The sequence below is a fragment of the Streptomyces marispadix genome (genome assembly GCF_022524345.1).
Classification (GTDB): domain Bacteria; phylum Actinomycetota; class Actinomycetes; order Streptomycetales; family Streptomycetaceae; genus Streptomyces; species Streptomyces marispadix.
In genome coordinates this window covers 406,273-431,947 of sequence record NZ_JAKWJU010000002.1, presented here as the reverse complement: position 1 = coordinate 431,947, position 25,675 = coordinate 406,273, and the positions used below count along the sequence as shown (strand labels likewise).

General features: G+C 70.3%; 25 protein-coding genes and 2 tRNA genes. 22 read left to right on the top strand and 5 right to left on the bottom strand.

All coding sequences use genetic code 11. The features are described from left to right. Positions 1-94: 94 nt before the first annotated feature. Both MMA15_RS01895 and MMA15_RS01890 read left to right on the top strand, forming a co-directional pair. On the top strand, positions 95-613 hold the full coding sequence (locus MMA15_RS01895) for a hypothetical protein (protein ID WP_241057192.1): 519 nt from the start codon (positions 95-97) through the stop codon (positions 611-613). 155 nt (positions 614-768) lie between these two features. Continuing rightward, entirely contained in the window at positions 769-987 is a 219-nt protein-coding gene (locus MMA15_RS01890; protein WP_241057191.1) for a hypothetical protein, read from the top strand. A gap of 70 nt (positions 988-1,057) precedes the next feature. Here MMA15_RS01890 and MMA15_RS01885 read toward each other — a convergent pair whose 3' ends face one another. After that, positions 1,058-1,627, bottom strand: a complete 570-nt coding sequence (locus MMA15_RS01885) for a CGNR zinc finger domain-containing protein (RefSeq protein WP_241057190.1) — start codon at positions 1,625-1,627, stop codon at positions 1,058-1,060. Between the two features lie 191 nt (positions 1,628-1,818). Beyond that, a complete protein-coding gene (locus MMA15_RS01880; protein ID WP_003959770.1) occupies positions 1,819-2,232 on the bottom strand; it encodes an SsgA family sporulation/cell division regulator in 414 nt (137 codons plus the stop codon). A gap of 190 nt (positions 2,233-2,422) precedes the next feature. On the opposite strand from MMA15_RS01880, the gene MMA15_RS01875 reads away from it, so the two are divergent. The 4 genes from MMA15_RS01875 to MMA15_RS01860 all read left to right on the top strand — a co-directional run bounded on the left by MMA15_RS01875 (position 2,423) and on the right by MMA15_RS01860 (position 3,762). Then, positions 2,423-2,743 carry a TIGR02611 family protein gene (locus tag MMA15_RS01875; RefSeq protein ID WP_372498162.1) on the top strand — a complete coding sequence of 107 codons (321 nt, stop codon included), beginning with the start codon at positions 2,423-2,425 and terminating at the stop codon, positions 2,741-2,743. 84 nt (positions 2,744-2,827) lie between these two features. After that, positions 2,828-2,899: transfer RNA gene (locus MMA15_RS01870), tRNA-Val, on the top strand. Positions 2,900-3,165: 266 nt separating this feature from the next. Further along, a complete protein-coding gene (locus MMA15_RS01865) occupies positions 3,166-3,657 on the top strand; it encodes an SRPBCC family protein (protein WP_241057189.1) in 492 nt (163 codons plus the stop codon). Between the two features lie 33 nt (positions 3,658-3,690). After that, positions 3,691-3,762, top strand: a tRNA-Val gene (locus tag MMA15_RS01860). Between the two features lie 59 nt (positions 3,763-3,821). On the opposite strand, the gene MMA15_RS01855 is transcribed toward MMA15_RS01860, so the two are convergent. Beyond that, complete coding sequence (locus MMA15_RS01855) at positions 3,822-4,196, bottom strand: 3'-5' exonuclease family protein (protein WP_241057188.1); 375 nt, start codon at positions 4,194-4,196, stop codon at positions 3,822-3,824. Positions 4,197-4,813: 617 nt separating this feature from the next. Between MMA15_RS01855 and thrS the strand changes: the two genes are divergently transcribed. Both thrS and MMA15_RS01845 read left to right on the top strand, forming a co-directional pair. Continuing rightward, a complete protein-coding gene (gene thrS / locus MMA15_RS01850; protein WP_241057187.1) occupies positions 4,814-6,790 on the top strand; it encodes a threonine--tRNA ligase in 1,977 nt (658 codons plus the stop codon). 61 nt (positions 6,791-6,851) lie between these two features. Further along, positions 6,852-7,409: an HIT family protein gene (locus MMA15_RS01845; protein WP_241057186.1), complete on the top strand. Its 558-nt coding sequence runs from the start codon at positions 6,852-6,854 to the stop codon at positions 7,407-7,409. A gap of 84 nt (positions 7,410-7,493) precedes the next feature. Here MMA15_RS01845 and MMA15_RS01840 read toward each other — a convergent pair whose 3' ends face one another. Next, positions 7,494-9,164 (bottom strand): AbeC-like domain-containing protein, encoded by a 1,671-nt coding sequence (locus tag MMA15_RS01840; protein WP_241057185.1) that lies wholly within the window; start codon positions 9,162-9,164, stop codon positions 7,494-7,496. Between the two features lie 135 nt (positions 9,165-9,299). Next, positions 9,300-11,498: an elongation factor G-like protein EF-G2 gene (locus tag MMA15_RS01835; protein ID WP_241057184.1), complete on the bottom strand. Its 2,199-nt coding sequence runs from the start codon at positions 11,496-11,498 to the stop codon at positions 9,300-9,302. A gap of 212 nt (positions 11,499-11,710) precedes the next feature. On the opposite strand from MMA15_RS01835, the gene pgsA reads away from it, so the two are divergent. The 14 genes from pgsA to MMA15_RS01765 all read left to right on the top strand — a co-directional run bounded on the left by pgsA (position 11,711) and on the right by MMA15_RS01765 (position 25,508). Next, positions 11,711-12,352: a phosphatidylinositol phosphate synthase gene (gene pgsA, locus MMA15_RS01830; protein ID WP_241057183.1), complete on the top strand. Its 642-nt coding sequence runs from the start codon at positions 11,711-11,713 to the stop codon at positions 12,350-12,352. After that, complete coding sequence (locus MMA15_RS01825; protein ID WP_241057182.1) at positions 12,349-13,515, top strand: phosphatidylinositol mannoside acyltransferase; 1,167 nt, start codon at positions 12,349-12,351, stop codon at positions 13,513-13,515. The genes pgsA and MMA15_RS01825 overlap by 4 nt, the downstream gene beginning before the upstream one ends. Beyond that, on the top strand, positions 13,512-14,672 hold the full coding sequence (locus MMA15_RS01820; protein WP_241057181.1) for a glycosyltransferase family 4 protein: 1,161 nt from the start codon (positions 13,512-13,514) through the stop codon (positions 14,670-14,672). Before MMA15_RS01825 ends, MMA15_RS01820 begins: the two co-directional genes overlap by 4 nt. Positions 14,673-14,853: 181 nt before the next feature. Next, positions 14,854-15,405, top strand: coding sequence for a hypothetical protein (locus tag MMA15_RS01815; protein ID WP_241062921.1), 552 nt, complete (start codon positions 14,854-14,856; stop codon positions 15,403-15,405). Between the two features lie 222 nt (positions 15,406-15,627). After that, positions 15,628-16,560: a pyridoxal 5'-phosphate synthase lyase subunit PdxS gene (gene pdxS, locus MMA15_RS01810; RefSeq protein WP_308290491.1), complete on the top strand. Its 933-nt coding sequence runs from the start codon at positions 15,628-15,630 to the stop codon at positions 16,558-16,560. 99 nt (positions 16,561-16,659) lie between these two features. After that, positions 16,660-17,310, top strand: coding sequence for a pyridoxal 5'-phosphate synthase glutaminase subunit PdxT (gene pdxT / locus MMA15_RS01805; RefSeq protein WP_277400673.1), 651 nt, complete (start codon positions 16,660-16,662; stop codon positions 17,308-17,310). A gap of 147 nt (positions 17,311-17,457) precedes the next feature. Next, positions 17,458-18,216, top strand: coding sequence for a YebC/PmpR family DNA-binding transcriptional regulator (locus tag MMA15_RS01800; protein ID WP_241057179.1), 759 nt, complete (start codon positions 17,458-17,460; stop codon positions 18,214-18,216). 232 nt (positions 18,217-18,448) lie between these two features. Next, positions 18,449-19,132, top strand: coding sequence for a crossover junction endodeoxyribonuclease RuvC (ruvC, locus tag MMA15_RS01795; protein WP_241057178.1), 684 nt, complete (start codon positions 18,449-18,451; stop codon positions 19,130-19,132). Next, positions 19,129-19,764, top strand: a complete 636-nt coding sequence (ruvA, locus tag MMA15_RS01790; protein ID WP_241057177.1) for a Holliday junction branch migration protein RuvA — start codon at positions 19,129-19,131, stop codon at positions 19,762-19,764. Before ruvC ends, ruvA begins: the two co-directional genes overlap by 4 nt. 237 nt (positions 19,765-20,001) lie before the next feature. After that, complete coding sequence (gene ruvB / locus MMA15_RS01785; RefSeq protein WP_241057176.1) at positions 20,002-21,132, top strand: Holliday junction branch migration DNA helicase RuvB; 1,131 nt, start codon at positions 20,002-20,004, stop codon at positions 21,130-21,132. 162 nt (positions 21,133-21,294) lie between these two features. Further along, entirely contained in the window at positions 21,295-21,810 is a 516-nt protein-coding gene (gene yajC, locus MMA15_RS01780) for a preprotein translocase subunit YajC (protein ID WP_241057175.1), read from the top strand. A gap of 129 nt (positions 21,811-21,939) precedes the next feature. Next, positions 21,940-23,727 carry a protein translocase subunit SecD gene (gene secD / locus MMA15_RS01775; RefSeq protein WP_241057174.1) on the top strand — a complete coding sequence of 596 codons (1,788 nt, stop codon included), beginning with the start codon at positions 21,940-21,942 and terminating at the stop codon, positions 23,725-23,727. A gap of 1 nt (position 23,728) precedes the next feature. After that, entirely contained in the window at positions 23,729-24,925 is a 1,197-nt protein-coding gene (gene secF / locus MMA15_RS01770) for a protein translocase subunit SecF (protein WP_241057173.1), read from the top strand. A 4-nt stretch (positions 24,926-24,929) separates the two neighbouring features. Further along, entirely contained in the window at positions 24,930-25,508 is a 579-nt protein-coding gene (locus tag MMA15_RS01765) for an adenine phosphoribosyltransferase (RefSeq protein ID WP_241057172.1), read from the top strand. The last annotated feature ends 167 nt before the right edge of the window (positions 25,509-25,675 follow it).

The window sequence follows — 25,675 nt, the reverse complement described above, 5'->3', positions numbered from 1 at the left end:
CTCTCAGCCGCAGGGAATGGCGATCACCCCGAGATCTCCCTGAATCCAGGTGCCGCCGTGGCCTCCCCGGTTCGCACGTAGCAAAATGGCAGACATGCTGACCACGACCGTGTGCGCCGCGCTCTCCGCAGCCGGCCTGGCCGTCGCCTTCCTGACGGCCTTCCGGCGGCGCTTCGCCGCCGCCACCCGCGTCGCGGCGTTCTCGCTGGTGCCGGTCGGACTGGCCATGTCGGGCCTGCTGGGCCTCGGCGGAAAGATCGTCAGGGCGGTCGGCACCTGGGCCGCGGACCTCGTTCTCAAGCCCACGGTCTGGGCGGGCTTCGCGGTCCTGGCGGTCGCGTTCGTGCTGTACGTGATCGGGCGCTTCGCCGGCAGACGATCGCGCCGCAAGGCCGCGGATCAGCCCCGCGCGGCTGCTTCCGCCCCCGCACGTGCGTCCGCTTCCGCTACGGCCACCGCTCCCGCCCTGGGCTCCCGCGGGCCGGCATCCGCTACGGCACAGCAGACGGGCCCGGGGCGAAAACCCGCGTCTGGGAAACAGGAGAAGCCCGCCGCCGGCGGCGACGACGACTTCTCCGACATCGAGGCCATCCTCAAGAAGCACGGCATCTGACTTCTGACTCCCCGTCAGCACAGCATTCGCAGCCGCGCCCCCTGGCCGCATCTACCACGTTCCTCACCACGGCGCCAACTGTCCCCCTGAACTCCACCGAGCCGTGGGCGTGTTGACCGTCGCCGGGGTGCGGGCTGCGTCATCATCACCGCGAGATGGACATGACGCCGAATCCCCCGGCCGAGCTCGCCGAGCCGCCCTCCGCGCCAGCCGCGACCGCACAGCCCGTCCACGTCCCGGCCCTGCCGGAGGCGCAACTCCCGGAGCCCAAGGGCTGCTTGTACGCCATTTCCCAGCCGCCGCTGATGTTCTTCCTGACGTTCATCGCGGTACTGCTGGCCATCACCGGCGTCCACGACCTCTTCCTGAACTGACCGCAGCACGCCGCCGGTCCGGGCCAGGCGCCCCGGCCGCACGGTCACAGGCGCCCCCCGGCGGCACCGGTCAGCCCTGCGCGGCCTCAGCCGACTCCCGCTGCCGCGCACGGTAGGCCGCCACGTGCAGCCTGTTGCCGCACGTACGGCTGTCGCAGTAGCGGCGCGAACGGTTGCGTGAGAGATCCACGAAGGCCCGGCGGCAGTCCGGCGCCGCACACCTGCGCAGCCGGTCACGCTCCCCGGAGACGATGATGAACGCGAGGGCCATCCCCCCGTCGGCGGCCAGATGGTGGGCGACGGAGGCACCCGGCGCGAAGTAGTGCACGTGCCAGTCGTACCCGTCGTGGTCGGTGAGCTGCGGGGTCGTGCCCGCCTCCGCCACCAGCGCGTTGACGAGCCCCGCCGCCGTACGGTCGTCGCCCGCGGCGAAGACCTCCGCGAAGCGCTCCCGCACCGCCCGCACGGCACCCAGGTCGTCCTCGGCCAGCTCCCCGACGTCGCTGAGACTGTTGCGCTCCACGTACGCACCGAGGTCGGCCACCGAGACGAGCAGATCGGGCCGGTCCCCGTCGGCCGCCGTGTTCAGCAGGTCCACAACGTCGTCGAGCGCGCACCGGGTGTCGTGGTTGATCTGCACGGGTCGCTCCTCGGGTCTGACCGTCGGGTCCGGTGCGCAGAGACTAACGCCTGCGACGCACGGCGACGCCGCCACCGCGGGAGCCCGGTGGAGCCGGGTCCGAGGGTGACGGCGTCGTCGTGCGTGCCGTGCTGTGCCGAGGGAGGCGCAGCCGTCGCCCCGAGTCGGACGGCTGCGCGGGACCGGTGGGGTCAGCTCTCCGCGAGGATGTGCGAGAGCTCTGTGTCGAGGTCGAAGTGTCGGTGCTCGGTGCCGGGCGGCACGGCAGCGTCGGTTCGCTTGAGGAAGGACTCCAGGGCCCGCGCCGGGGCCTCGAGCAGAGCCTCGCCCTCCGGGGAGCTGAGGGCGATGCAGACGACTCCCTGGCCGTGGCTCCGGGAGGGCCATACGCGGACGTCTCCGGTGCCGGTGGGCCTGTGGAGGCCCTCGGCCAGGAGATCGCGCGCGAAGACCCATTCGACGGTCTCCTCGGCGCCGGTGTGGAAGGTGGCGTGGACGGCATAGGGATCGGCCGTGTCGTACCGCAGCCCCGCGGGTACCGGCAGTGATGACTCGCTCGAAACAACGAGGCGCAGGTGCAGCTCGCAGCTGACCGTGGTGTTCATAAGCGCCAGGGCCTTTCGCTCAGTGTGCGCTCGGGGGTTCGCACGTCGGCGAAATCGACATGCCACGTACTCGTCGGTTGTAAACCCCTCTGACCGTTATGCGAGCAATACAGCCCTTGATATGGCCTGTGGCGTTTTTATCGCGTACGGCTATTCCGGTGACCGCTCCGGCTTCGGTTACGTTGGGGTTATGTACGCAGAGAGTGACCGTAAACCCCTGGGTTCACGGGCGCCGCGGTTCATCAAGGCGTCCAGGCCGCTGCACCGCACCTGGCAGGTGGTGATCTTCCTCGTCGGGCTGGCGGTCGTCGCCGGCGGCGTGGTTCTGCTGCCGCTGCCCGGTCCGGGCTGGCTGATCATCTTCGCGGGCATCGGGCTGTGGGCGACGGAGTTCTCCTGGGCACAGCGCGTGCTGCGCTGGACGAAGCGGCAGGTGCTGGAGTGGACGCACCGGCTGAAGGTCCGGCGGCAGGAGCGGCGCAGGCGCAGGGAGTTGACCAGAGTGCGTTGACGGTGCGGGTGCGCGCGGGCGGCAGTGCGGTCCTGATCACGGTCCTGAGCACCGGCTGACATGCGGTAATCTTGTGCGCGCAGCGGGCGATTAGCTCAGTGGGAGAGCGCTTCGTTCACACCGAAGAGGCCACTGGTTCGAACCCAGTATCGCCCACCGCTTCTCCAGAGGTCCGGGCATTCGTCCGGGCCTCTGTTTTGTGCATTAAGGGCTGCTTCGGTCGCTTCGGGGAATTCACTTCATCGGTAATTAAGGGCTTCGGCTTTCCGGCTGTGCGACAAGAAGTGAAGTCGCCGCCGGAACAGGTGAATTCGGCCGATGCGGTGCCGCGGCGGTGCCCGGGTGCCGTGGCAGGATGCGCCGGGAGCAGCGGGCGCCGAGGTGAACGGCCGTCCGTGGAGAGCGTCGTGAGGAGGGCGCCGATGAGCGCGGGCAGGCGTCACCGCTTCGCCTTTCGCAGCGTATGGCGTCTCGACGCCGCTCCCGAAAAGGTCTACGCGGTGCTGGAGCGTGCGGAGGAGTACCCGGCCTGGTGGCCTCAAGTACGGGAGGTGCGCGCGCTGGAGGAGTCGGCCGGGAGCGCGCGCATCCGGTCCGTACTGCCTCTGGATCTGTGGATCACCGGGAAGGCGCTTCGGCACGATCCGGCCGCGGGCGTACTGGAGTTGGAGATCGGCGGGGACATGGCCGGGTGGGCGCGCTGGACCGTCACGGGGGAGACGGCACGGCAGGGCGGTGCGGGGCCCGGGGGCGCGGTGGCGGTGTACGAGCAGCAAGTCGAGGTACGCAGGCCGCTGCTGCGGTGGCTGGCGGCGCCCGCGCGTCCGCTCTTCCGTGCCAACCACGCGCTGATGATGGCGGCCGGGCGCCGGGGTCTCCAGCGGTGGCTCGGAAGGGGTTTGGTCGATGACTGAGCGGCACTGTATGGTTCTGCACGTGCCGCGAGCGGGCGATTAGCTCAGCGGGAGAGCGCTTCGTTCACACCGAAGAGGTCACTGGTTCGAACCCAGTATCGCCCACGTGCAGTTGAGGCCGGTCCGTCAGTCGACGGGCCGGTCTCTTCGTGTGCGGAGGTGGGTCAGGGCGTCCTCGCCGGGCGCAGAGGCCAGATGTGGTCCGACTGCCGTCGGCTGCCGCCGGTGAACCACGGAGCGGGGCCGTCCGCTTCGGCGGCGAACCAGACGGCCTGGAGGGTGTGGAGCGCGGCAGGCGTCAGTCCCGCGAGGCGATGCGCGAAGTGACGGCCCAGGGCGCGTGTGATCGTCAGTGCGGCGGCTGCCTCGTCCTGGAGGGTGTCCGCGGGTGCCGGTACGCCGTAGGCGCCGCAGAGGCGGATCAGACCGCTAGGGGCATGGGCATGGGCGTCGGCCGGGCCCGGGTCGCGACGGGGGCCGGGGGAGCCCGCAGCGCGGCGCAGACGCCGGTCGAGCAGCACCGGATCGAGTACGCACATGCCGCGACCGCCCAGGCTGCGGGGGAGCGGCGCATGGCCGTGCCGCCTCAACTCCCGGTCCAGCAGCGTCAGATCGTACGGCGGGTCCAGTACGACGAGGGGAGCGCCGGAGGCGTGGACCGCCAGGGCGCGGGCCGTCTCGCAGGCGAGGCGGCCGGAGGGAACGTCGCTTGGTGTCGCCGGCGGCGCTCGATGTGCCGGGTGGGGTGTACACCTCCGCGGGTGCGGCGGCGGCCCGCTGGACGACGACGACCGCGCCGCACAGCCGGTCGTCTTCCGGATCGCGGTCGTGTTCCGGATCGGCGCCTCGGTGTGTGCCCTGCCGCGGGACGCTCACGCGGGACCGCAGGGTCAGTGCCGCGAGCGGCCCCTCGTACCAGGGGGTCATGGCACCACTCCCCTCCGTAAGGGCGCCCGCGCAACTGATACCGCACCGCGTGAGCGGTCAACCGCGGGCGGCCGTAAGGGAATCGGGGACGAAGGCCCGGCCGGGGGCGCGGGGACGGGGAGGCCCCCGGGCAGGTAACCGTTTCGCGGGAAGGGGACCGCTCTCGGTACGATTCGAGCTGCGCACGACGCCCGTCGGCGCTCGGCGAAACGACAGTCAGGAGAGACCGGTGACCGATGTCCGTGTGATCATCCAACGCGATTCCGAGCGGGAAGAGCGCGTGGTGACGACGGGCACGACTGCCGCCGCTCTCTTCGAGGGCGAGCGCTCCGTCGTGGCCGCACGCGTGGCGGGCGAGCTGAAGGACCTCGCTTACGAGATCGCCGAGGGCGACGAGGTCGAGCCCGTGGAACTGACCAGCCAGGACGGCCTCGACATCCTCCGCCACTCCACCGCGCATGTGATGGCGCAGGCCGTGCAGGAGCTGTTCCCCGAGGCGAAGCTGGGCATCGGGCCGCCCGTACGGGACGGCTTCTACTACGACTTCGACGTTCCCGAGCCCTTCACCCCCGACGATCTGAAGCTCATCGAGAAGAAGATGCAGCAGATCCAGAAGCAGGGGCAGCGCTTCTCCCGCCGTGTCACCACCGACGAGGACGCCCGCGCCGAGCTGGCGGACGAGCCGTACAAGCTGGAGCTGATCGGGCTGAAGGGCTCCGCGGCAGAGGCCGCCGAGGGCGCCGGCGCGGAGGTCGGCGCGGGCGAACTGACCATCTACGACAATCTGGACGCCAAGTCCGGTGAGCTGTGCTGGAAGGACCTGTGCCGGGGCCCGCATCTGCCGTCGACCAGGGCGATCCCGGCGTTCAAGCTGATGCGCAGCGCCGCCGCGTACTGGCGGGGCAGCGAGAAGAACAAGCAGCTCCAGCGCATCTACGGGACGGCCTGGCCCACCAAGGACGAGCTGAAGGCGTATCTGGAGTTCCTCGCGGAGGCCGAGAAGCGCGACCACCGCAAGCTCGGTGCCGAACTCGACCTGTTCTCCATCCCGGAGGAGCTGGGCTCGGGGCTGGCCGTCTTCCATCCCAAGGGCGGCGTCGTACGCAAGGTGATGGAGGACTACTCGCGGCAGCGGCACGAGGAGTCGGGCTACGACTTCGTCAACACCCCGCACATCTCCAAGCAGGGCCTGTTCGAGACCTCGGGGCATCTGCCGAACTACGGGGAGTCGATGTTCCCGCCCCTGGAGTTCGAGGGGCAGGACTACCGGCTGAAGGCCATGAACTGCCCGATGCACAACCTGATCTTCAAGGCACGCGGCCGTTCGTACCGTGAACTGCCGCTGCGGCTCTTCGAGTTCGGGACGGTCTACCGCTATGAGAAGTCGGGCGTGGTGCACGGCCTCACCCGCGCCCGCGGCTTCACCCAGGACGACTCGCACATCTACTGCACCAAGGAGCAGATGCCCGGCGAGCTGGACAGCCTGCTCACCTTCGTGCTGGATCTGCTGCGCGACTACGGCCTCAGCGACTTCTACCTCGAACTCTCCACCCGCGAGGAGGGGAACCCGAAGTTCATCGGCGAGCCCGAGGAGTGGGAGGAGGCCACCGAGGCGCTGCGCGAGGCCGCCGGGAAGCAGGGTCTGGAGCTGGTGATGGACCCGGGCGGCGCCGCCTACTACGGGCCGAAGATCTCGGTGCAGGCCAAGGACGCCATCGGGCGGACCTGGCAGATGTCCACGATCCAGGTCGACTTCCAGCAGCCGAAGCGCTTCGCGCTGGAGTACACCGCGGCAGACGGCTCCCGTCAGCAGCCGGTGATGATCCACCGTGCGCTCTTCGGGTCGATCGAGAGGTTCTTCGCGGTGCTGCTGGAGCACTACGCGGGGGCGTTCCCGGCGTGGCTGGCTCCCGTGCAGGCGGTGTGCATCCCGATCGGCGACACACATGTGCCGTATCTGAACGAGTTCGCGGCGGAGGCGAAGAAGAAGGGCCTGCGCATCGAAGTCGACTCCTCCGCGGACCGGATGCAGAAGAAGATCCGCAACGCGCAGAAGTCCAAGGTCCCCTTCATGATCATCGCTGGGGACGAGGACGTCTCCGCTGGCGCCGTCTCCTTCCGCTACCGCGACGGCACGCAGAAGAACGGCGTACCGCAGAACGAGGCGGTCGCGGAGCTGCTGGAGGCGGTCGCACAGCGCTCGTAGCGGCCCGGTCGCGGGCCCCGGGGAGCCACCCTGGGGCCCCGCCCCGCACCTGGAAAGTCCTATGCTGGCCCGCATGACGAGCGAGCCGGAACAGCAGATCGGGGTCGGGACGCCGGACGCGTTCCAGCGCCTGTGGACACCGCACCGCATGGCGTACATCCAGGGTGAGAACAAGCCCACCGGTCCCGGCGCGGACGACGGCTGTCCCTTCTGCTCGATCCCGGTCAAGAGCGACGAGGACGGGCTGGTCCTCGCCCGAGGCGAGCATGTCTACGCGGTGTTGAACCTCTACCCGTACAACGGCGGCCACCTCATGGTCGTACCGTTCCGGCACGTGGCCGACTATCCGCAGCTCACCGACGAAGAGACCGCGGAGCTGGCCGAGTTCACCAAGCGGGCGATGACGACGCTGCGGGTCGCCTCCGGGGCGCAGGGCTTCAACATCGGCATGAACCAGGGGTCGGTCGCGGGCGCGGGGATCGCCGCGCACCTCCATCAGCACGTCGTGCCGCGGTGGGGCGGAGACACCAACTTCATGCCGGTCGTCGGGCACACCCGGGTGCTGCCTCAACTCCTCGCGGAGACCCGCAAGATGCTCGCCGACGCCTGGCAGGACTAGCGGACGGGAGCGCCCGCCGGTGCGGTGACCGCGGGCCCATACGAATACGGAACGAGCCTCGACCGCCGCCCGCCTGCGGCAGGTTCACGCGTTGTAGGAGTCGGCCTTCGTCGGCTCGGCGCCCTGCACCTGGCCGCTGAGCACGAGCGAACGGGCGCCGAACTGCTTGGTGTCGCAGCCGTTCTCGTCCAGCACGCGCATGGCCGCGGAGTGCACCACCCGCAGCACCGGCGTGGCCGCGCGCAGCGCGTCGTCGGCCATGAAGCGGTGCCGCCACGGCTTGTCCGCCCATGCGTGCCGCAGGCCGAAGGGCTCCGGCAGATTCAGCTTGCCGCCGAGGAAGTCCAGCACCGGCGGGAACCACGTCAGCGGAGCGCGGGCGGCCAGCCGGACCACCTCCTTGGTCTCCACCAGCGGCAGCTTGATGTCCTTGGTCTCCCAGAACTTCACGCTCTTGGAGACCGTCTTGGTCTTCGCCGACGGCTTCGTCGTGAACAGCGGATGTACGGGCCCCAGCGCGTGGCCGGTGACCTCGATGCGCAGCGTGTGGTGCAGCACCGTCACCGTGATCAGCAGCGTGATCACCAACTGGCCGTCCCAGAGCACGAACTGGACGCCGAGATAGTGCCTGTTGCCGCTGCCGAACTGCTGCTCGTTGCAGATGCGCTGTATCTCGAAGTCCTTGATGCGGTAGCCCTCGACCTCCTGGCCCTCCGGGCGTGAGACCTCCTTGGCGCCCTCGCCGATGGGGGAGACGATCCAGTGCCGTATGGACGGCTTGGGGAAGCCGCCGGTGTGCAGCGGGCCTCGCTCCAGCATGCGGAGCTGGTCGTAGATGGCACGTACGACGTCCCAACTGCGGAACGGGTTGATGTCGCCCTCGGGGTCCTTGGGGACCAGCTCCTCGGCGAGCTGCCAGCTTCCCCAGCGCGTGCCCATGCCGAGTATCCCCTTGGGACCGGCGTAGTAGACGAGGTTGCTGGCCTGCTCGGCGCTGAGCTTCGCCAGGCCCAGCCGGATGCGCTCGGCGCCCGCGTCGCCCGGGTCCTGCGGTACGGCCTCGGGGATCTTCGCGCCGACGCCGCCGCCGCCGAGCAGTTGCTCCCACTGGGCGCGGAGCAGCTTCGCGGAGCGCTCGCAGACCTGCTTCGCCCACAGCCAGCCGACGATGGGCAGGACCAGCATTGCGCGCAGATAGATGCCGAGGACGCCGGTGAAGGGCAGCTTCAGCATGAACACCACGGCCAGACCGCCCAGCGCGACCATGGCGGCCATGCCGAAGGCGCCCATGCGCTTGTCCTGCGCGCCCGCTATCGCACGGCGCAACTGGAAGGCCAGCAGCCACAGCAGTGTGCCCGGCAGGAACAGCACCCCGAAGATGACCATGATCACGGTCAGCCGGGTGTCGCGGTCCTTGCGTATCCGGGAGGCGGCCAGGCAGTGCTCGACGACCGTCTGCGGCTCGATGCCGAAGGACTGGATGAGCGCCTTGCGCGCCCCGCCCAGCAGCCGTACCTGGACGGCGCGGGAGAACGCCTCGCCGAGGTTCGGCTCGAAAAGCGACAGGCGCGGCGCCTTCACGGACGCGCTGTCGTTCGCCTCGATGAGAGTCGTGATCGGGGTGTCCCGGTACGCCGCGGAGGCCAGGGCCTGCGTGGCCGCCGTCTGCCCGCCCGAGCCCGAGAGCGGCACCTGGGCGCCCGGACTGAAGTCGGACGCGGCCTCGATGCCCTCGAAATCCTCGAACCCGGCCACTGAGCCCCCACTCCCTCAAGCCTCGGCGCTGCCCGCCCGCATGCTGTGCCGAACACGTGCGGGTGCCGACCACGGCATTCCCAACTGCCGTGGCCGGCACACCTCTTCACGTGCCTTTGTCCAGCGTAGCCGCAGTCAGCCGCCGTTCTGGGCGGCTTCCAGGATCTTGCCAGCCAACTGCTGGGGCATCGGCTCATGGCAGGCGTACGAGCGCGCGAAGCGGCCCGTCCCGTGGGACAGCGAGCGCAGCTCCACCGCGTACCGGCTGATCTCGATCTCCGGGATCTGCGCCCTCACGAGCGTGTGCCCGTCGGATGCCTGCTCGGTACCGGAGACCTTGCCGCGGCGCCCGGACAGATCGCTCATCACGGGGCCCACGTACTCGTCCTCCACGTCGACCTCCAACTCCGCGACGGGCTCCAGCAGATGGATGCGCGCCTTGGCCGCGCACTCGCGCAGCGCCAGCGCGCCCGCCGTCTGGAAGGCCGCGTCGGAGGAGTCCACCGAGTGGGCCTTGCCGTCGTGCAGCGTCACCCGGAAGTCCACCAGCGGATAGCCGGCGGCGACGCCCTTGGCGGCCTGTGCCCTTACGCCCTTCTCCACGGACGGGATGAACTGCCGCGGCACGGCGCCGCCCACCACCTTGTCCACGAACTCGATGCCCGAACCGCCGGGCAGCGGCTCGACGGTGATGTCGCAGATCGCGAACTGCCCGTGCCCGCCCGACTGTTTGACGTGTCGTCCGCGGCCCTCCGCCTGCTCGGCGAAGGTCTCCCGCAGCGACACCTTGTGCGGTACGGAGTCGACGTTGACGCCGTAGCGGCTGCGCAGCCGCTCCAGCGCGACGCCCATGTGCGCCTCGCCCAGGCACCACAGCACGAGCTGGCGGGTGTCGGGGTTCTGCTCCAGGCGCATCGTCGGGTCCTCGGCGACGAGCCGGGACAGACCGTGCGAGAGCTTGTCCTCGTCGGCCTTGGTGTGTGCCTCGATGGCGACCGGAAGCAACGGGTCCGGCATCAGCCAGGGCTCCATCAGCAGCGGGGAGTCCTTGGCGGAGAGGGTGTCGCCGGTCTCGGCGCGGTTGAGCTTCGCCACGCAGGCGAGATCGCCCGCGACGGCCTTCGACAGCGGTCGCTGCTGCTTGCCGAAGGGCGCGGACAGCGCTCCGACCCGCTCGTCGACGTCGTGGTCCTCGTGGCCCCGGTCCTCCAGGCCGTGCCCGGAGACGTGCACGGTCTCATCGGGACGGAGGGTGCCGGAGAAGACACGTACGAGTGAGATGCGGCCCACATACGGGTCGGAGGAGGTCTTGACTACCTCGGCGGCCAGCGGCCCTTCGGGATCGCAGGCCAGCGCCGGCTGCGGCTTGCCTTCCGGCGTGGTGACGGCGGGGATCTCGTGTTCCAGCGGGGAGGGGAAACCGCCCGTGATCAGTTCCAGCAGCTCCAGGGTGCCCAGTCCGTGCTTCCCGCCCTCGGGGGCCGGGGCCGCCGCGAGCACCGGGTGGAAGACGCCGCGGGCGACGGCCTTCTCCAGGTCCTTGATCAGGGTCTGGATGTCGCACTCCTCACCGCCGAGGTAGCGGTCCATGAGGGTCTCGTCCTCGCTCTCGGAGATGATCCCCTCGATGAGCCTGTTGCGGGCGGTCTCGATCTGCGGCAACTGCCCCTGATCGGGGTCGCGTTCGGTACGTGTGCCGGAGGAGTAGTCGTAGACGCGCTGGGAGAGCAGGCCGAGCAGCCCCTCCACGGGGGCCTGGCCGTCGGCGCCCTGCTCGCCGCGCAGCGGCAGATACAGCGGAATGACCGCGTCGGGGTCCTCGCCGCCGAACTCGCGCTGGCACACCGAGACCATGTCCTCGAAGTCGGCGCGTGCGGCGTCGAGATGGGTCACCACGATCGCCCGCGGCATCCCCACGGACGCGCACTCCTCCCATACGAGCCGGGTCGCGCCGTCGACGCCGTCCGCCGCCGAGACGACGAAGAGGGCCGCGTCCGCCGCACGCAGACCGGCCCTCAACTCCCCGACGAAATCCGCATATCCGGGGGTGTCCAGTATGTTGATCCGGATTCCCTCCCACTCGACCGGCACCAGCGAGAGCTGCACCGAACGGTGCTGACGGTGCTCGATCTCGTCGTAGTCGGAGAGGGTTCCGCCGTCCTCCACCCTGCCGGCTCTCGTCACTGCCCCTGAGGCCAGCGCGAGTGCTTCGACGAGGGTGGTCTTTCCCGAGCCGCTGTGGCCGACCAGTACCACGTTCCGCAGTTTGGAGGGGTGGTCGGCCGCCGCTGCCCTGCCGGCGGCTCCGGGGTGTGTGCTCGCCTTGTCGCCCATGTGTCCCGCCTTCCGGTCGACACCTGCTGGGTCCGTCTGGCTTCGACGCGTTTGCCGCGTTACTTCGAGCTTTCCACCGCACTCCGCACGCGTCCATACGTAGGCCAGTGCGGCCCGTGGACCCTGGGCCCGGGGGCCTGCGAGCCTGGCTAACATGGGCCCGCCGGCCGCGCATCCCGCTGCCGGCCCCGCCATCGATCAACGGGACGGCCATGCTGAACAAGTACGCGCGTGCGTTCTTCACGCGTGTCCTCACCCCATTCGCGACGATGCTGCTGCGGCTGGGAGTGAGCCCGGACACGGTCACCCTGATCGGCACCGGAGGAGTGGTCGCGGGAGCGCTGGTCTTCTACCCGCTCGGCGAGTTCTTCTGGGGCACCGTCGTCATCACGCTCTTCGTCTTCTCCGACCTCGTCGACGGCAACATGGCCCGGCAGCTCGGGCGTTCGAGCCGCTGGGGCGCCTTCCTCGACTCGACGCTCGACCGCGTCGCGGACGCGGCGGTCTTCGGCGGCATCGCGCTGTGGTACGCGGGCGGCGGCGACAGCGTCCTGATGTGCGGGGTGACGATCTTCTGCCTTGCCAGCGGCCAGGTCGTGTCGTACACCAAGGCCCGAGGCGAGAGCATCGGCCTGCCGGTGAACGTCAACGGCCTTGTGGAGCGCGCCGAACGGCTCGTCATCACCCTGGTCCTGGCCGGATTCTCGGGCTTCACGACCTTCGGCGTCCCCTACATCGGCGTCCTGCTGCCCATCGCTCTGTGGGCCGTCGCCCTCGGCAGCCTCGTGACTCTCGGGCAGCGGGTGGTGACCGTACGGCGTGAGGCCGCCGAGGCGGAGGGGACGGGCGCGTGAGCAGCACTCCCGCCGAGCGGCTGACCGATTCGCTGTACGGGCTGGGCTGGGCCGGAGTGCGCAGGCTTCCGGAACCGGTCGCGGCGGCGCTGGGCCGCTCCATCGCGGACACCGCCTGGAGACAGCGCGGCAAGGGCGTACGCCGGCTTGAGGCGAACCTGGCGCGTGTGGTGCCAGGGGCCTCCTCCGAGCGCCTCAGGGAGCTGTCACAGGCCGGGATGCGCTCGTATCTGCGGTACTGGATGGAGTCGTTCCGGCTACCGGCCTGGCAGGAGCCGCACATACGGGACAACGTCCACATCCACGAGCTGCGCAGGCTGACCGACGGCATCGCCTCGGACCGCGGCGTGATCCTCGCGCTGCCGCACCTGGCCAACTGGGATCTGGCGGGCGCGTATGTGACGACCGTGCTGAAGACGCCCTTCAGCACGGTCGTCGAACGCCTCAAGCCCGAATCGCTCTTCGACCGCTTCGTCGCCTACCGGGAGGGGCTCGGCATGGAGGTGCTGCCGCACTCCGGCGGCAGCGCCTTCGGCACGCTCGCCCGGCGGCTGCGCGACGGCGGCCTGGTGTGCCTGGTGGCCGACCGTGATCTGTCGTCCTCCGGCGTCGAGGTGGACTTCTTCGGCGAACGTACGCGCATGCCCGCGGGGCCCGCGCTGCTCGCCCAGCAGACCGGGGCGCTGCTGCTGCCGGTGACGCTCTGGTACGAGGAGCCGCCGCGGATGGAGGGGATGGTCCACCCACCGGTCGAGGTGCCCTCGCGGGGCACACGGGAGGAGAAGACGTCGGCGATGACCCAGGCCGTGGCCGACCGCTTCGCCGAGGGCATCGCGGGACATCCGGAGGACTGGCACATGCTTCAGCGGCTGTGGCTCTCGGACCTGCCGGTGCGGGAGGGGGCGGGGGAGCCGCACGGCGGTACGGGGGACGGCCCGGCGGCCGACTCAGCGCCGGTCGCTACGGAGGGAGACGGCCCGGCGGCGAACGGCCCGGCGGGCAGCGGCACTTCGGGCAGTGGTCCGGCGAACAGCGGCCCCGCGAACTGCGGCACTTCGGGCGACGGCACGGCGGGCGCGGCCGGGTCCGACGCTGAGGCGGCTCACGTCGACGAGCGTGCCTCCGGGCGCCGCACCGCCCCAGGGGAGGACCGCGAGCGATGAGGGTCGGGATCGTCTGCCCGTACTCCTGGGACGTGCCGGGCGGCGTCCAGTTCCACGTGCGCGACCTGGCGGAGCATCTCGACGCCGCCGGGCACGAGGTGTCCGTACTGGCGCCGTCCGACGACGAGACGCCGCTGCCGCCGTACGTCGTGTCGGCGGGGCGTGCCGTGCCCGTGCCCTACAACGGCTCCGTGGCACGCCTCAACTTCGGCTTCCTGTCCGCGGCACGCGTCAGGCGCTGGGTGCACGAGGGCGCCTTCGACGTGCTGCACATCCACGAACCGGCCACTCCCTCCCTCGCGTTGCTCACCTGCTGGGCCGCGCAGGGGCCGATCGTCGCCACCTTCCACACCTCCAACCCCCGCTCGCGGGCGATGATCGCGGCGTATCCGATCCTCCAGCCCGCGCTGGAGAAGATCAGCGCACGGATCGCGGTCAGCGAGTACGCGCGCCGCACCTTCGTCGAGCACCTCGGCGGCGACGCCGTCGTCATCCCCAACGGCGTCGACGTCGACTTCTTCGCACGCGCGGAGCCCAAGGCGGAGTGGCAGGGCGGCACCATCGGCTTCATCGGACGGATCGACGAGCCCCGCAAGGGACTTCCCGTGGTGATGAGGGCGCTGCCGCGCATCCTCGAATCGCTTCCGGACACACGGCTGCTGGTCGCGGGACGCGGCGACGAGGACGAGGCCGTGGAGGAGCTGCCCGAAGGCGTGCGAGGGCGCGTTGAGTTCCTCGGCATGATCAGCGACGAGGACAAGGCGCGGCTGCTCCGCAGCGTCGATCTCTACGTGGCGCCCAACACCGGGGGCGAGTCGTTCGGGATCATCCTCGTCGAGGCGATGTCCGCGGGCGCCCCCGTGCTCGCCAGCGACCTGGACGCCTTCGCGCAGGTGCTCGACGGGGGAGAGGCGGGCGAGCTGTTCCCCAGCGAGGACGCGGACGCGCTCGCGGACGCCGCCGTGCGGCTGCTGACCGACCCGGAGCGCCGGGCGGCACTTCGTGCGTACGGGAGCCGCCATGTACGCCGCTTCGACTGGTCGACCGTGGGCGCCGACATCCTCGCCGTCTACGAGACCGTCACCGACGGGGCGGCAGCGGTAGCACCCGACGAACGCATCGGATTCCTCGCCCGCTTCGGCCTTGCCCGTGACTGATGCCGCCCACCGATGACGCCGTGACCGACGGCGCCCGAGATCCATGCCGCTCGTGATCGATGCCGACCGTTACCGATGCCGACCGTTACCGATGCCGACCGTTACCGATGACGCCCGTGACCGGCGACGCCGCCGTGCCGCCGGCCGGTGAACGAGGGAGAGCGCGGAAGCCATGCCCACGATGACCACCTTGATCCTGCTTGCCGTGGCGGTGCTCCTCGTCGGCGTCTATCTGAGCTGGACGGCCGGACGGCTCGACCGGCTGCACGCCCGCATCGACGCGGCACGGGCGGCGCTCGACGCCCAGCTCCTCCGACGGGCTTCCATCGCCCAGGAGTTGGCCACCGCCGGAGTCCTCGATCCGGCCGCGTCGATGGTCCTGTACCAGGCCGCGCACGACGCCCGTCAGGCCGCCGAGGAACAGCGTGAGGTCGCCGAGAGCGAGCTGAGCCAGGCGCTGCGCGCGGTATTCGACGAGAGCACGCAGGTCGAGGCCGTACGGGCCGCGCCGGGCGGTGAGGAGGCGGCGAGCGAACTCGCGGCGGCCGTACGGCGGGTGCCGATGGCGCGGCGCTTCCACAACGACGCCGTGCGGGCCGCTCGCGCGCTGCGCCGCCATCGCACCGTGCGCTGGCTGCGGCTGGCCGGGTACGCACCGTTCCCGCTGGCCTTCGAGATGGACGACGAGCCGCCGCCGGCGCTCGCGGACCGGGGCAACGGGGCGCCGGCGTAAGGGAGATCGGGGCGACGGAGACCCTGGGAGACGGCGCGGGGTGCGGCCCCCGGCGGTCCGTTGAGCAGCCTGTGGCCCGGCGGTCACGTAAGGCCACAACGCCCCGCCCCCAGTCCACCGCAGCGGAATTGGCCCTTTTCCAAGGCCACCCCTCTCCGGGACGGTGTATGGAACGGACCTACCATGGTCCTGTCGTACTTTTACCGTCGAGTGAGGTCATACGTGTCCACCCCGTCTTCCGCCTCTGCCGCCACCGCCACCGCCGCCCAGGCCCCCGCCACCGGCACCGCCCGCGTCAAGCGCGGCATGGCCGAACAGCTCAAGGGCGGCGTGATCATGGACGTCGTGACACCGGAGCAGGCGAAGATCGCCGAGGACGCCGGTGCCGTCGCGGTCATGGCCCTGGAGCGCGTCCCCGCGGACATCCGCAAGGACGGCGGCGTCGCGCGCATGTCCGACCCGGACATGATCGAGGGGATCATCGAGGCCGTCACCATCCCCGTGATGGCCAAGTCCCGAATCGGCCACTTCGTGGAGGCCCAGCTCCTCCAGGCGCTGGGCGTCGACTACATCGACGAGTCCGAGGTCCTCACCCCGGCCGACGAGGTCAACCACAGCGACAAGTTCGCCTTCACCACCCCGTTCGTGTGCGGAGCCACCAACCTCGGCGAGGCCCTGCGGCGCATCTCCGAGGGCGCCGCCATGATCCGCTCCAAGGGCGAGGCCGGCACCGGCAACGTCGTCGAAGCCGTACGCCACATGCGCCAGATCAACGGCGACATCGGCAGGCTCAAGTCGCTCGACGGCCACGAACTGTACGCCGCCGCCAAGGAGTTGCGTGCGCCGTACGAACTGGTCAGGGAGGTCGCCGAGCTGGGCAAGCTGCCGGTGGTGCTCTTCTCCGCGGGAGGTGTCGCCACCCCCGCGGACGCCGCGCTGATGCGTCAACTCGGCGCCGAGGGCGTCTTCGTGGGCTCCGGGATCTTCAAGTCGGGCGACCCGGCGAAGCGCGCCGCCGCCATCGTCAAGGCGACGACCTTCTACGACGACCCGAAGATCATCGCCGATGCGTCGCGCGGACTCGGCGAGGCCATGGTCGGCATCAACTGCGACACCCTGCCCGAGGGCGAGCGCTACGCCTCACGCGGCTGGTGACGGCTGCGGCCCCGGCGGCCCGGCCCGTCCACCGCCTCGGCGGGACGCCGCACACGCCGTGACGAGACTTCCGCAACACAACTCCCGTACGAGAGGCCCCTGTCAGTGACCGCACCCGCCGTCGGCGTACTCGCCCTACAGGGCGACGTCCGCGAGCACTTCACCGCGCTCACCGCGGCGGGCGCGCGCCCCGTCGCGGTGCGGCGGCCCGAGGAACTCGCGGAGGTCGACGGCCTGGTCGTGCCCGGCGGCGAGTCGACGACGATCGCCAAACTGGCCGTCGCCTTCGGCCTGATGGAGCCGCTGCGCGAGCGGGTGCGGGCGGGCATGCCCGCCTATGGCTCCTGCGCGGGGATGATCCTGCTCGCCGACAAGATCCTCGACCCCTCGCCGGTCTTCGAAGGCGAGCCCTCGGGCGGCTCCGGCGCTCCTGCGCGGCGGCCCGAGCAGGAGACCGTCGGCGGAATCGACATGATCGTCCGTCGCAACGCCTTCGGCCGTCAGAACGAGTCCTTCGAGGCGCCCCTCGACGTCAAGGGCGTCGAAGGCGGCCCCGTCGAAGGGGTGTTCATCAGGGCGCCCTGGGTGGAGTCGACCGGGGAGCGCGCCGAGATCCTCGCCGTACACGACGGGCACACCGTCGCGGTGCGCCAGGACGCGCTGCTCGCCACGTCCTTCCACCCCGAACTCACCGGCGACCACCGGGTGCACGCGATGTTCGTGGAGACGGTGCGCACCGCGCGTGCCTGAACGGGCGCGGTGAGTGCCCGCCTTGTCAGGACCGGCAGGGGCCGCGCCGGGGATCGCGTGCGGCCTGGTGGGGCGGTCGGCGCCCCCGGCGGCTGACGGTAGGATCTCCGGGTTGGTTCATGTCGGTGACGTCGAAGGAGCGAGGCTGTGTCCGGCCACTCTAAGTGGGCAACCACCAAGCACAAGAAGGCCGTGATCGATGCCAAGCGCGGCAAACTCTTCGCCAAGCTGATCAAGAACATCGAAGTCGCGGCCCGTACGGGCGGTGCCGACCCGGACGGCAACCCGACCCTCTACGACGCCATCCAGAAGGCGAAGAAGAGCTCCGTCCCGAACAAGAACATCGACAGCGCGGTCAAGCGCGGCGCGGGCCTGGAGGCCGGCGGCGCCGACTACGAGACGATCATGTACGAGGGCTACGGGCCGAACGGCGTCGCCGTCCTCATCGAGTGCCTGACGGACAACCGCAACCGCGCCGCGTCGGATGTACGGGTCGCGATGACGCGCAACGGCGGCTCCATGGCCGACCCCGGCTCCGTCTCCTATCTGTTCAACCGCAAGGGCGTCGTCATCGTCCCCAAGGGCGACGACGGACTCTCCGAGGACGACGTGCTGGCGGCGGTGCTGGAGGCGGGCGCCGAGGAAGTCAACGACCTGGGCGAGAACTTCGAGGTCATCAGCGAGGCCACCGACCTGGTCGCGGTGCGTACCGCACTCGTCGACGCGGGCATCGACTACGAGTCGGCCGACAACAGCTTCCTTCCCAGCGTGCAGGTCCCGCTGGAGGAGGAAGGCGCGCGGAAGATCTTCAAGTTGATCGACGCACTGGAGGACAGCGACGACGTGCAGAACGTCTTCGCCAACTTCGACGTCGCCGACGAGGTCATGGCGAAGGTCGACGCCTGAGCCACGGCGTCGCCGCCTGAGCCCCGTCCTTCTTCGCCGTGCCCGTTGTGCTGCCGTGCCTGCCGCCCTGCCGTACGACGTCGGGTGTGTCCGCGGGTCTTTGACGGCCGACTGCGCACGGAACACGGGCAGTCGGGCCTGCGGGCGCGCCCAGGCGCGGCGGGATTGTCGGTGCCTGCGGATAACCTGCGGGAACATGTCGCAGCCGCAACCGCGAGCGAGGAGGACGGGCGTGCGTGTGCTCGGAGTCGACCCGGGTCTGACCCGCTGCGGCCTCGGGGTCGTCGAGGGGACCGCCGGCAGGCCGCTGACGATGAGGGCAGCGGGCGTGGTGCGTACCCCGTCGGACGTCGCCGTCCCGGAGCGCCTCGTGCTCATCGAGCAGGGCATAGAGGAGTGGCTGGAGCGGCATGAGCCCGAAGCGGTCGCCGTGGAGCGGGTGTTCAGCCAGCACAACGTCCGTACGGTGATGGGCACGGCCCAGGCCGCAGCGGTCGCGATGCTGTGCGCGGCACGCCGTGGACTGCCCGTCGAGATGCACACGCCCAGCGAGGTCAAGGCCGCCGTCACCGGCACGGGCAGGGCCGACAAGCAGCAGATCGGCACCATGATGATGCGGCTGCTGCGCCTCGACGCGCCGCCGCGTCCCGCGGACGCGGCCGACGCACTGGCGCTCGCCGTCTGCCACATCTGGCGGGTGCCCGCGCAGCAGCGGCTCAAGCAGCTCCAGCAGCAGGCGCATACGGGGCAGTCGGCCCTCGCCCGGGCCCAAGCCCGGTCCCAGGCACAGGAGTTCGCGAAACGCTCCGCGCCGTCCCGGGCCGCGAAGGGCACGCAGGCCCCCAACGGCAGCACAGGCCCCCGAGGCTCCACAGCCCCTGAAGGCACCGCAGCTCCGAAAGGCACCGCCCGATGATCGCCTTCGTCTCCGGCACCGTCGCCTCGCTCGCTCCCGACGCCGCGGTGGTCGAGGTCGGCGGCGTGGGCATGGCCGTGCAGTGCACGCCGGGCACGCTCGCGCAGCTCCGCGTCGGGCACCACGCCAAGCTGGCCACCTCCCTCGTCGTACGGGAGGACTCGCTGACCCTGTACGGCTTCGAGGACGAAGACGCCCGCCAGACCTTCGAGTTGCTCCAGACGGCGAGCGGAGTCGGCCCGCGTCTGGCACAGGCGATGCTTGCCGTGCACTCGCCCGACGCGTTGCGTGCCGCTGTGTCCAGCGGCGACGAGAAGGCGCTGACAGCGGTGCCCGGCATCGGGAAGAAGGGCGCGCAGAAGCTTCTGCTGGAGTTGAAGGACCGCCTCGGCGAACCGCTGACGGCCGCGTCCGCCGCCCTACCAGGGCAGGCCGCGGGCGGAGCGCACGGCGGCGGCTGGCGCGGCCAACTGCACTCCGCACTCGTCGGGTTGGGGTATGCGACGCGTGAGGCCGACGAGGCGGTGGCGGCGGTCGCCCCGCAGGCCGAGGAGGCGGCGGCCTCCGGTGCCGAGCCGCCCGTACCGCAACTGCTGCGCGCCGCGCTCCAGACCCTGAACCGGGCCCGGTGAGATGAGGGCGGCTCAGAGCGGGACGACACGGCATGACGACCGCGGCACGCGAGCGGGGACGAGCACACGTAGGGGCATGGGCTCGGGACTGGGCTTGAGCAGGGGCGGCACGATCACTACGGGCACCACGGCCGCCGGCATGCGCACGGTCACGGAGACACTCGCGGCGGCCTTGCGCCCGTACGCCCGCCCTCACGCGCTCGGCAGCGGGCACCACCACGGCCGGAGGCAGGCGCCATGACCAGCGACGAGTACGGCGAAAACGCAGCGCACGGAGGGGACGAGTCCGGGCGGCCCGAGTCGTACGACGCCGGCGACCGCCTCGTCGGTCCCGAGGCCGAGACCGACGAGAGCGCCGTCGAGGCCGCGCTGCGCCCCAAGGAACTGAGCGAATTCATCGGCCAGTCCAAGGTGCGCGAGCAGCTCGACCTCGTACTGAAGGCGGCCCGCCAGCGGCAGGGCACCGCCGACCACGTACTGCTCTCGGGGGCTCCCGGCCTCGGCAAGACCACCCTCTCCATGATCATCGCGGCGGAGATGAGCGCCCCGATCCGCATCACCTCGGGCCCTGCCATCCAGCACGCCGGGGACCTCGCCGCGATCCTCTCCTCGCTCCAGGAGGGCGAGATCCTCTTCCTCGACGAGATCCACCGGATGTCGCGGCCCGCCGAGGAGATGCTCTACATGGCGATGGAGGACTTCCGAGTCGACGTGATCGTCGGCAAGGGCCCCGGCGCCACCGCCATCCCGCTGGAGCTGCCGCCCTTCACCCTGGTCGGCGCCACCACTCGCGCCGGGCTGCTGCCGCCGCCGCTGCGCGACAGGTTCGGCTTCACCGCGCACATGGAGTTCTACGAACCGGCCGAACTGGAGCAGGTCGTCCACCGCTCCGCCCGCCTGCTGGACGTACGTACCGACGCCGAGGGAGCCGCCGAGATCGCCGGCCGCTCCCGAGGCACACCCCGCATCGCCAACCGCCTGCTGCGCAGGGTGCGCGACTACGCCCAGGTCAAGGCCGACGGCGCCATCGACCGCGAGATCGCCTCCCGCGCCCTCGGCGTCTACGAGGTGGACGAACGCGGACTCGACAGGCTCGACCGCGCCGTCCTCGGCGCCCTGGTGAAACTCTTCGGCGGCGGCCCCGTCGGCCTCTCCACGCTGGCGGTCGCTGTGGGGGAGGAACGGGAGACCGTGGAGGAGGTGGCCGAGCCCTTCCTCGTAAGGGAGGGTCTGCTGGCCCGTACACCGCGCGGCCGCGTGGCCACCCCGGCGGCGTGGGACCACCTGGGCCTGGCCCGTCCGCCGCAGGCCGGGCACCCTGCGGACCCGGCGGCGGCCACGGGCCAGCAGGGGTTGTTCGGAGAGTGACCCGTAGGTGAGGATCCGTCCAGGAACCCCCGTGGCACTCTTGACGTTGTTCCATTGGCGAGGGCTCGCTTAGACTCCGCCGACGCCGTCCCTTCAAGGGCGGCACGCCCACCCCGAAATCCAGGCCGCCGAAGGCGGTCGTGCGAAGGACTTTCTCCCGCCGTGAATATCGTTACTCTCCTCCCTTTCATCGTGCTCATCGGGGCGATGTTCCTGATGACCCGGTCCGCCAAGAACAAGCAGCGTCAGGCAGCCCAGATGCGTGACCAGATGACGCCGGGCACCGGTGTCCGCACGATCGGGGGCATGTACGCCACCGTCAAGGAGATCCGCGACGACACGGTCCTCCTTGAGGTTGCTCCCGGCACCCATGCCCTCTACGCCAAGAACGCCGTAGGCGCCGTACTCGAGCAGGAGGAGTACGAGCGGATCGTCAACGGCACGCCCGCCGACGACGCGATCGACGCCGTCGTGCCCGACGACGCCTCGGCCCTCACCTCGGACGACGACGATGCCGAGGGCTCCAAGGTCGACTTCGCCAAGTCCGGCAGCGACGACGGCGAGGACACCGCGGACGCCGGTGACGCCAAGGAGGCGGCGACGGACGCGAAGGACAAGCCGGCCAAGGATGACGCCCAGCCCGAGGATGCCAAGCGCAAGGGCACCGACTCCGAGTAAGGTCGGCGCCGCCGGGCCACTGACCGGGCCCGGCGGCGGAGCACGTCCGCAGACCATCTGTGCGCCGCGTGGCGGCCCCACTCGACTCCTGGGTCCGGCACCGGCTGCTGGGACAGGAGAGACGAGAAGGTGGCAGCACCGAAGAAAGGCCGCAGGAGCCCGGGCGCACACGCGAAACCATGGCGTTCGCTGTTTCTGATCCTGCTGGCCATGGTGGGCCTGACCGGGGGGATGTTCCTCTCCGGCCACAGCACGCCCCGGCTGGGCATCGATCTCGCGGGTGGCACGAGCATCACCCTCGAGGCCAAGAACCAGCCGGGGAAGCCGAACGCGATCAACCAGACCAACATGAACACCGCCGTGGGCATCATCGAGCGGCGCGTCAACGGTCTGGGCGTCTCGGAGGCCGAGGTCCAGACCCAGGGCGACCGGCACATCATCGCCAACATCCCCCGCGGCACCAATGAGAAGCAGGCCCGTGAACAGGTCGGTACGACCGCCAAGTTGGCCTTCCGCCCGGTGCTGACGTATGCGCCGACCACCAAGCAGCCCAAGCCGCCGCAGCAGCAGCCGTCGCAGTCACCCTCGAAGTCCCCCTCCAAGTCGCCGCAGACGGGCGACAAACCGGGCGGCACCGAGGGACAGCAGAGCGGCCAGGACAGTCAGGGCGGCCAGAGCGATCAGGGCCGTGCCGTGACGGACGGGCTGAAGGCGAAGGCCGCCCCCGCCGACGACAAGCCGACCCCCAAGCCGGACAAGTCCACGCCGCCGCCCACCACGCCCCCGCAGCAACAGCAGCCGCCCGGCGTCCCGCCGGAGCTGGCGAAGAAGCTCCAGAAGCTTGACTGCAACAGCAAGCAGGCCAAGGCCAAGGTCAGCGAGCGGGCCTCCGCGGCGAAGTCGAGCGAGCCGGTCCTCGCGTGCGACGCCAAGGAGAAGGTCAAGTACGTGCTCGGCCCGGTCGGCGTCGAAGGCAAGAACGTCACCGACGCCAAGGCCCAGTTCGACCAGCAGCGCGGCCAGTGGATCGTCACGATGTCCTTCGACAGCAAGGGCTCCGACGACTTCGGCGACACCACGGGCAAGCTCGCCAAGAAGCAGCAGCCGCAGAACCAGTTCGCCATCGCCCTCGACGGCGAGGTCGTCTCCGCTCCCTCCGTCAGCCAGCGGCTGTCGTCCAACGCGGAGATCTCCGGCAGCTTCACCCAGGAGTCCGCGCAGGAGCTGGGCAACATCCTCTCCTACGGCGCGCTGCCGCTGACGTTCGAGGAGTCGGACGTCACGACCGTGACCCCCGCGCTCGGCAGCGACCAGCTCCAAGCCGGCCTCATCGCGGGCGCCATCGGGCTCGCGCTCGTCGTCGTCTACCTCGTGGCGTACTACCGGGGGCTGTCGTTCATCGCGATCCTCAGCCTCCTGGTCTCCGCGGTACTGACGTACACGATCATGTCGCTGCTCGGCCCGGCGATCGGCTTCGCGCTGAACCTCCCGGCCGTGTGCGGTGCGATCGTCGCCATCGGCATCACCGCGGACTCCTTCATCGTCTACTTCGAACGCATCCGTGACGAGATCCGCGAGGGCCGTACGCTGCGGCCCGCCGTCGAGCGGGGCTGGCCGCGCGCCCGGCGCACGATCCTGGTGTCCGACTTCGTGTCGTTCCTCGCCGCCGCGGTGCTCTTCATCGTCACCGTCGGAAAGGTCCAGGGCTTCGCGTTCACGCTCGGACTGACCACGCTGCTCGACATCGTCGTGGTCTTCTTCTTCACGAAGCCGCTGATGACGCTGCTCGCCCGTACGAGGTTCTTCTCCAGCGGCCACCCGTGGTCGGGTCTCGACCCGAGAAGGCTCGGCGCCAAACCCCCACTGCGCCGCGGCCGACGCGCGTCCGCCGTCCGCACCGACCCGAAGGAGGCCTGAGATGTCGCGACTCGGCAACATCGGTGCCCGGCTCTACCGCGGTGACGTCGGCTACGACTTCATCGGCCACCGCAAGCTCTGGTACGGCATCTCCATCCTCATCACGATCACGGCGATCGTCGGACTGGTCGTGCGCGGGCTCAACATGGGCATCGAGTTCGAGGGCGGCGCGGTCCTGACCACGCCCAAGACCTCGGCCACGGTCACTCATACGAAGGAGATCGCCGAGCAGGAGTCCGGGCACCAGGCGATCGTCCAGAAGCTGGGCAACGGCGGCATGCGCATCCAGATCGCCGGCCTCGACACGGCCAAGTCGAGCGAGGTGAAGGAGAGCATCGCCGGCGACCTCAAGGTCGAGGGCAACGACATCGACACCCAGCTCGTCGGCCCTAGCTGGGGCGAGCAGATCGCCAACAAGGCCTGGCTGGGTCTGGGGATCTTCATGGTCCTCGTGGTGATCTATCTGGCGATCGCCTTCGAATGGCGAATGGCCCTGGCGGCGCTCATCGCGCTGGTCCACGACATCACCATCACCGTCGGCATCTATTCGCTCGTCGGCTTCGAGGTCACACCGGGCACCGTCATCGGTCTGCTCACCATCCTCGGTTATTCGCTCTACGACACGGTCGTCGTCTTCGACAGCCTCAGAGAGAGCAGTCGCAACGTCACCAAGCAGACCCGCTACACCTTCAGCGAGATCGCCAACCGCAGCATCAACTCCACGCTGGTGCGCTCCATCAACACCACCGTCGTGGCGCTGCTCCCCGTAGCCGGTCTGCTCTTCATCGGCGGCGGTCTCCTCGGCGGCGGCATGCTCAACGACATCGCCCTCTCCCTCTTCGTCGGCCTGGCAGCGGGCGCGTACTCGTCGATCTTCATCGCCACTCCGCTCGTCGCCGACTTCAAGGAGCGCGAGCCGCAGATGAAGGCGCTGGCCAGGCGCGTACATGCGAAGCGGGCCAAGAACGAGGGCCGTGAGGCCCAGGACGACTTCGGGGACGACGGCCCGGACGGCACCGGCCCTGAGGACGGCGTCCCGGGCCCGGGGCACGGCAGCGTTCAGGTCGACCCCGCCACGGCCGCGGCCGGAGTCGTCGGCCCCCGCGGGCGGAACGAAGCCGCCGGTGCACGAGCCCAGCGCCGGCAGCCCTCCTCCCGTAACCGCAGCCGCAACCGCCCATCCGGAAAGCGCAGGTGAACGCGTGACAAGCAGCAGCACGAGCGATCCAGAGGCGACCGTCCCAGCAGGCGTACGCGACCTCCTGCTCGGCCGCATCCGCGATGTGGCGGACTATCCGGTCCCGGGCGTGATGTTCAAGGACATCACGCCGCTGCTCGCCGACCCCGAGGCGTTCAAGGTGCTCACCGAGACCCTCGCGGACATCTGCGTACAGCGCGGAGCCACCAAGGTCGTCGGCCTGGAGGCACGGGGCTTCATCCTCGCCGCCCCCGTGGCGGTAAGCGCGGGCCTGGGCTTCGTCCCCGTACGCAAGGCCGGCAAGCTGCCAGGTGCCACCCTCGCCCAGTCCTACGAGCTGGAGTACGGCACCGCCGAGATGGAGGTGCACGCCGAGGACCTCGCCTCCGAGGACCGGGTGCTGATCATCGACGACGTGCTGGCCACCGGAGGCACAGCCGAGGCGTCGCTCCAGCTCGTCCGCAGGGCGGGTGCGCACGTCACCGGGATCGCCGTCCTGATGGAACTCGGCTTCCTCGGCGGCCGGGACAGGCTGAAGCCCGCGCTGCGCGACGCCCCGCTGGACGCCTTGGTCACGGTCTGACCACGAGAGACTGCCGCGAGGCGGTCACCCGGTACGTTCTCCCCAGGAGACGCGGGTGACCGCCTTCGTGCTGTGCCCCACCAGCGGCCGTGGGCGGGGTCGCCCCCGTGGTCGATACCATGGCAGTCCGACCTGGGGTCCAACGAGGAGTGCTCTTGCCAGACGAG

What these genes read in the sequence shown, in the direction of transcription:
- MMA15_RS01895 (WP_241057192.1), top strand. Translation starts at nt 95, where the DNA reads ATGCTGACCACGACCGTGTGCGCCGCGCTCTCCGCAGCCGGCCTGGCC.
- MMA15_RS01890 (WP_241057191.1), top strand. Translation starts at nt 769, where the DNA reads ATGGACATGACGCCGAATCCCCCGGCCGAGCTCGCCGAGCCGCCCTCC.
- MMA15_RS01880 (WP_003959770.1), bottom strand. Translation starts at nt 2,232, where the DNA reads ATGAACACCACGGTCAGCTGCGAGCTGCACCTGCGCCTCGTTGTTTCG.
- MMA15_RS01875 (WP_372498162.1), top strand. Translation starts at nt 2,423, where the DNA reads ATGTACGCAGAGAGTGACCGTAAACCCCTGGGTTCACGGGCGCCGCGG.
- MMA15_RS01865 (WP_241057189.1), top strand. Translation starts at nt 3,166, where the DNA reads ATGAGCGCGGGCAGGCGTCACCGCTTCGCCTTTCGCAGCGTATGGCGT.
- MMA15_RS01855 (WP_241057188.1), bottom strand. Translation starts at nt 4,196, where the DNA reads ATGTGCGTACTCGATCCGGTGCTGCTCGACCGGCGTCTGCGCCGCGCT.
- MMA15_RS01845 (WP_241057186.1), top strand. Translation starts at nt 6,852, where the DNA reads ATGCTGGCCCGCATGACGAGCGAGCCGGAACAGCAGATCGGGGTCGGG.
- MMA15_RS01835 (WP_241057184.1), bottom strand. Translation starts at nt 11,498, where the DNA reads ATGGGCGACAAGGCGAGCACACACCCCGGAGCCGCCGGCAGGGCAGCG.
- pgsA (WP_241057183.1), top strand. Translation starts at nt 11,711, where the DNA reads ATGCTGAACAAGTACGCGCGTGCGTTCTTCACGCGTGTCCTCACCCCA.
- MMA15_RS01820 (WP_241057181.1), top strand. Translation starts at nt 13,512, where the DNA reads ATGAGGGTCGGGATCGTCTGCCCGTACTCCTGGGACGTGCCGGGCGGC.
- MMA15_RS01815 (WP_241062921.1), top strand. Translation starts at nt 14,854, where the DNA reads ATGACCACCTTGATCCTGCTTGCCGTGGCGGTGCTCCTCGTCGGCGTC.
- ruvA (WP_241057177.1), top strand. Translation starts at nt 19,129, where the DNA reads ATGATCGCCTTCGTCTCCGGCACCGTCGCCTCGCTCGCTCCCGACGCC.
- ruvB (WP_241057176.1), top strand. Translation starts at nt 20,002, where the DNA reads ATGACCAGCGACGAGTACGGCGAAAACGCAGCGCACGGAGGGGACGAG.
- secF (WP_241057173.1), top strand. Translation starts at nt 23,729, where the DNA reads ATGTCGCGACTCGGCAACATCGGTGCCCGGCTCTACCGCGGTGACGTC.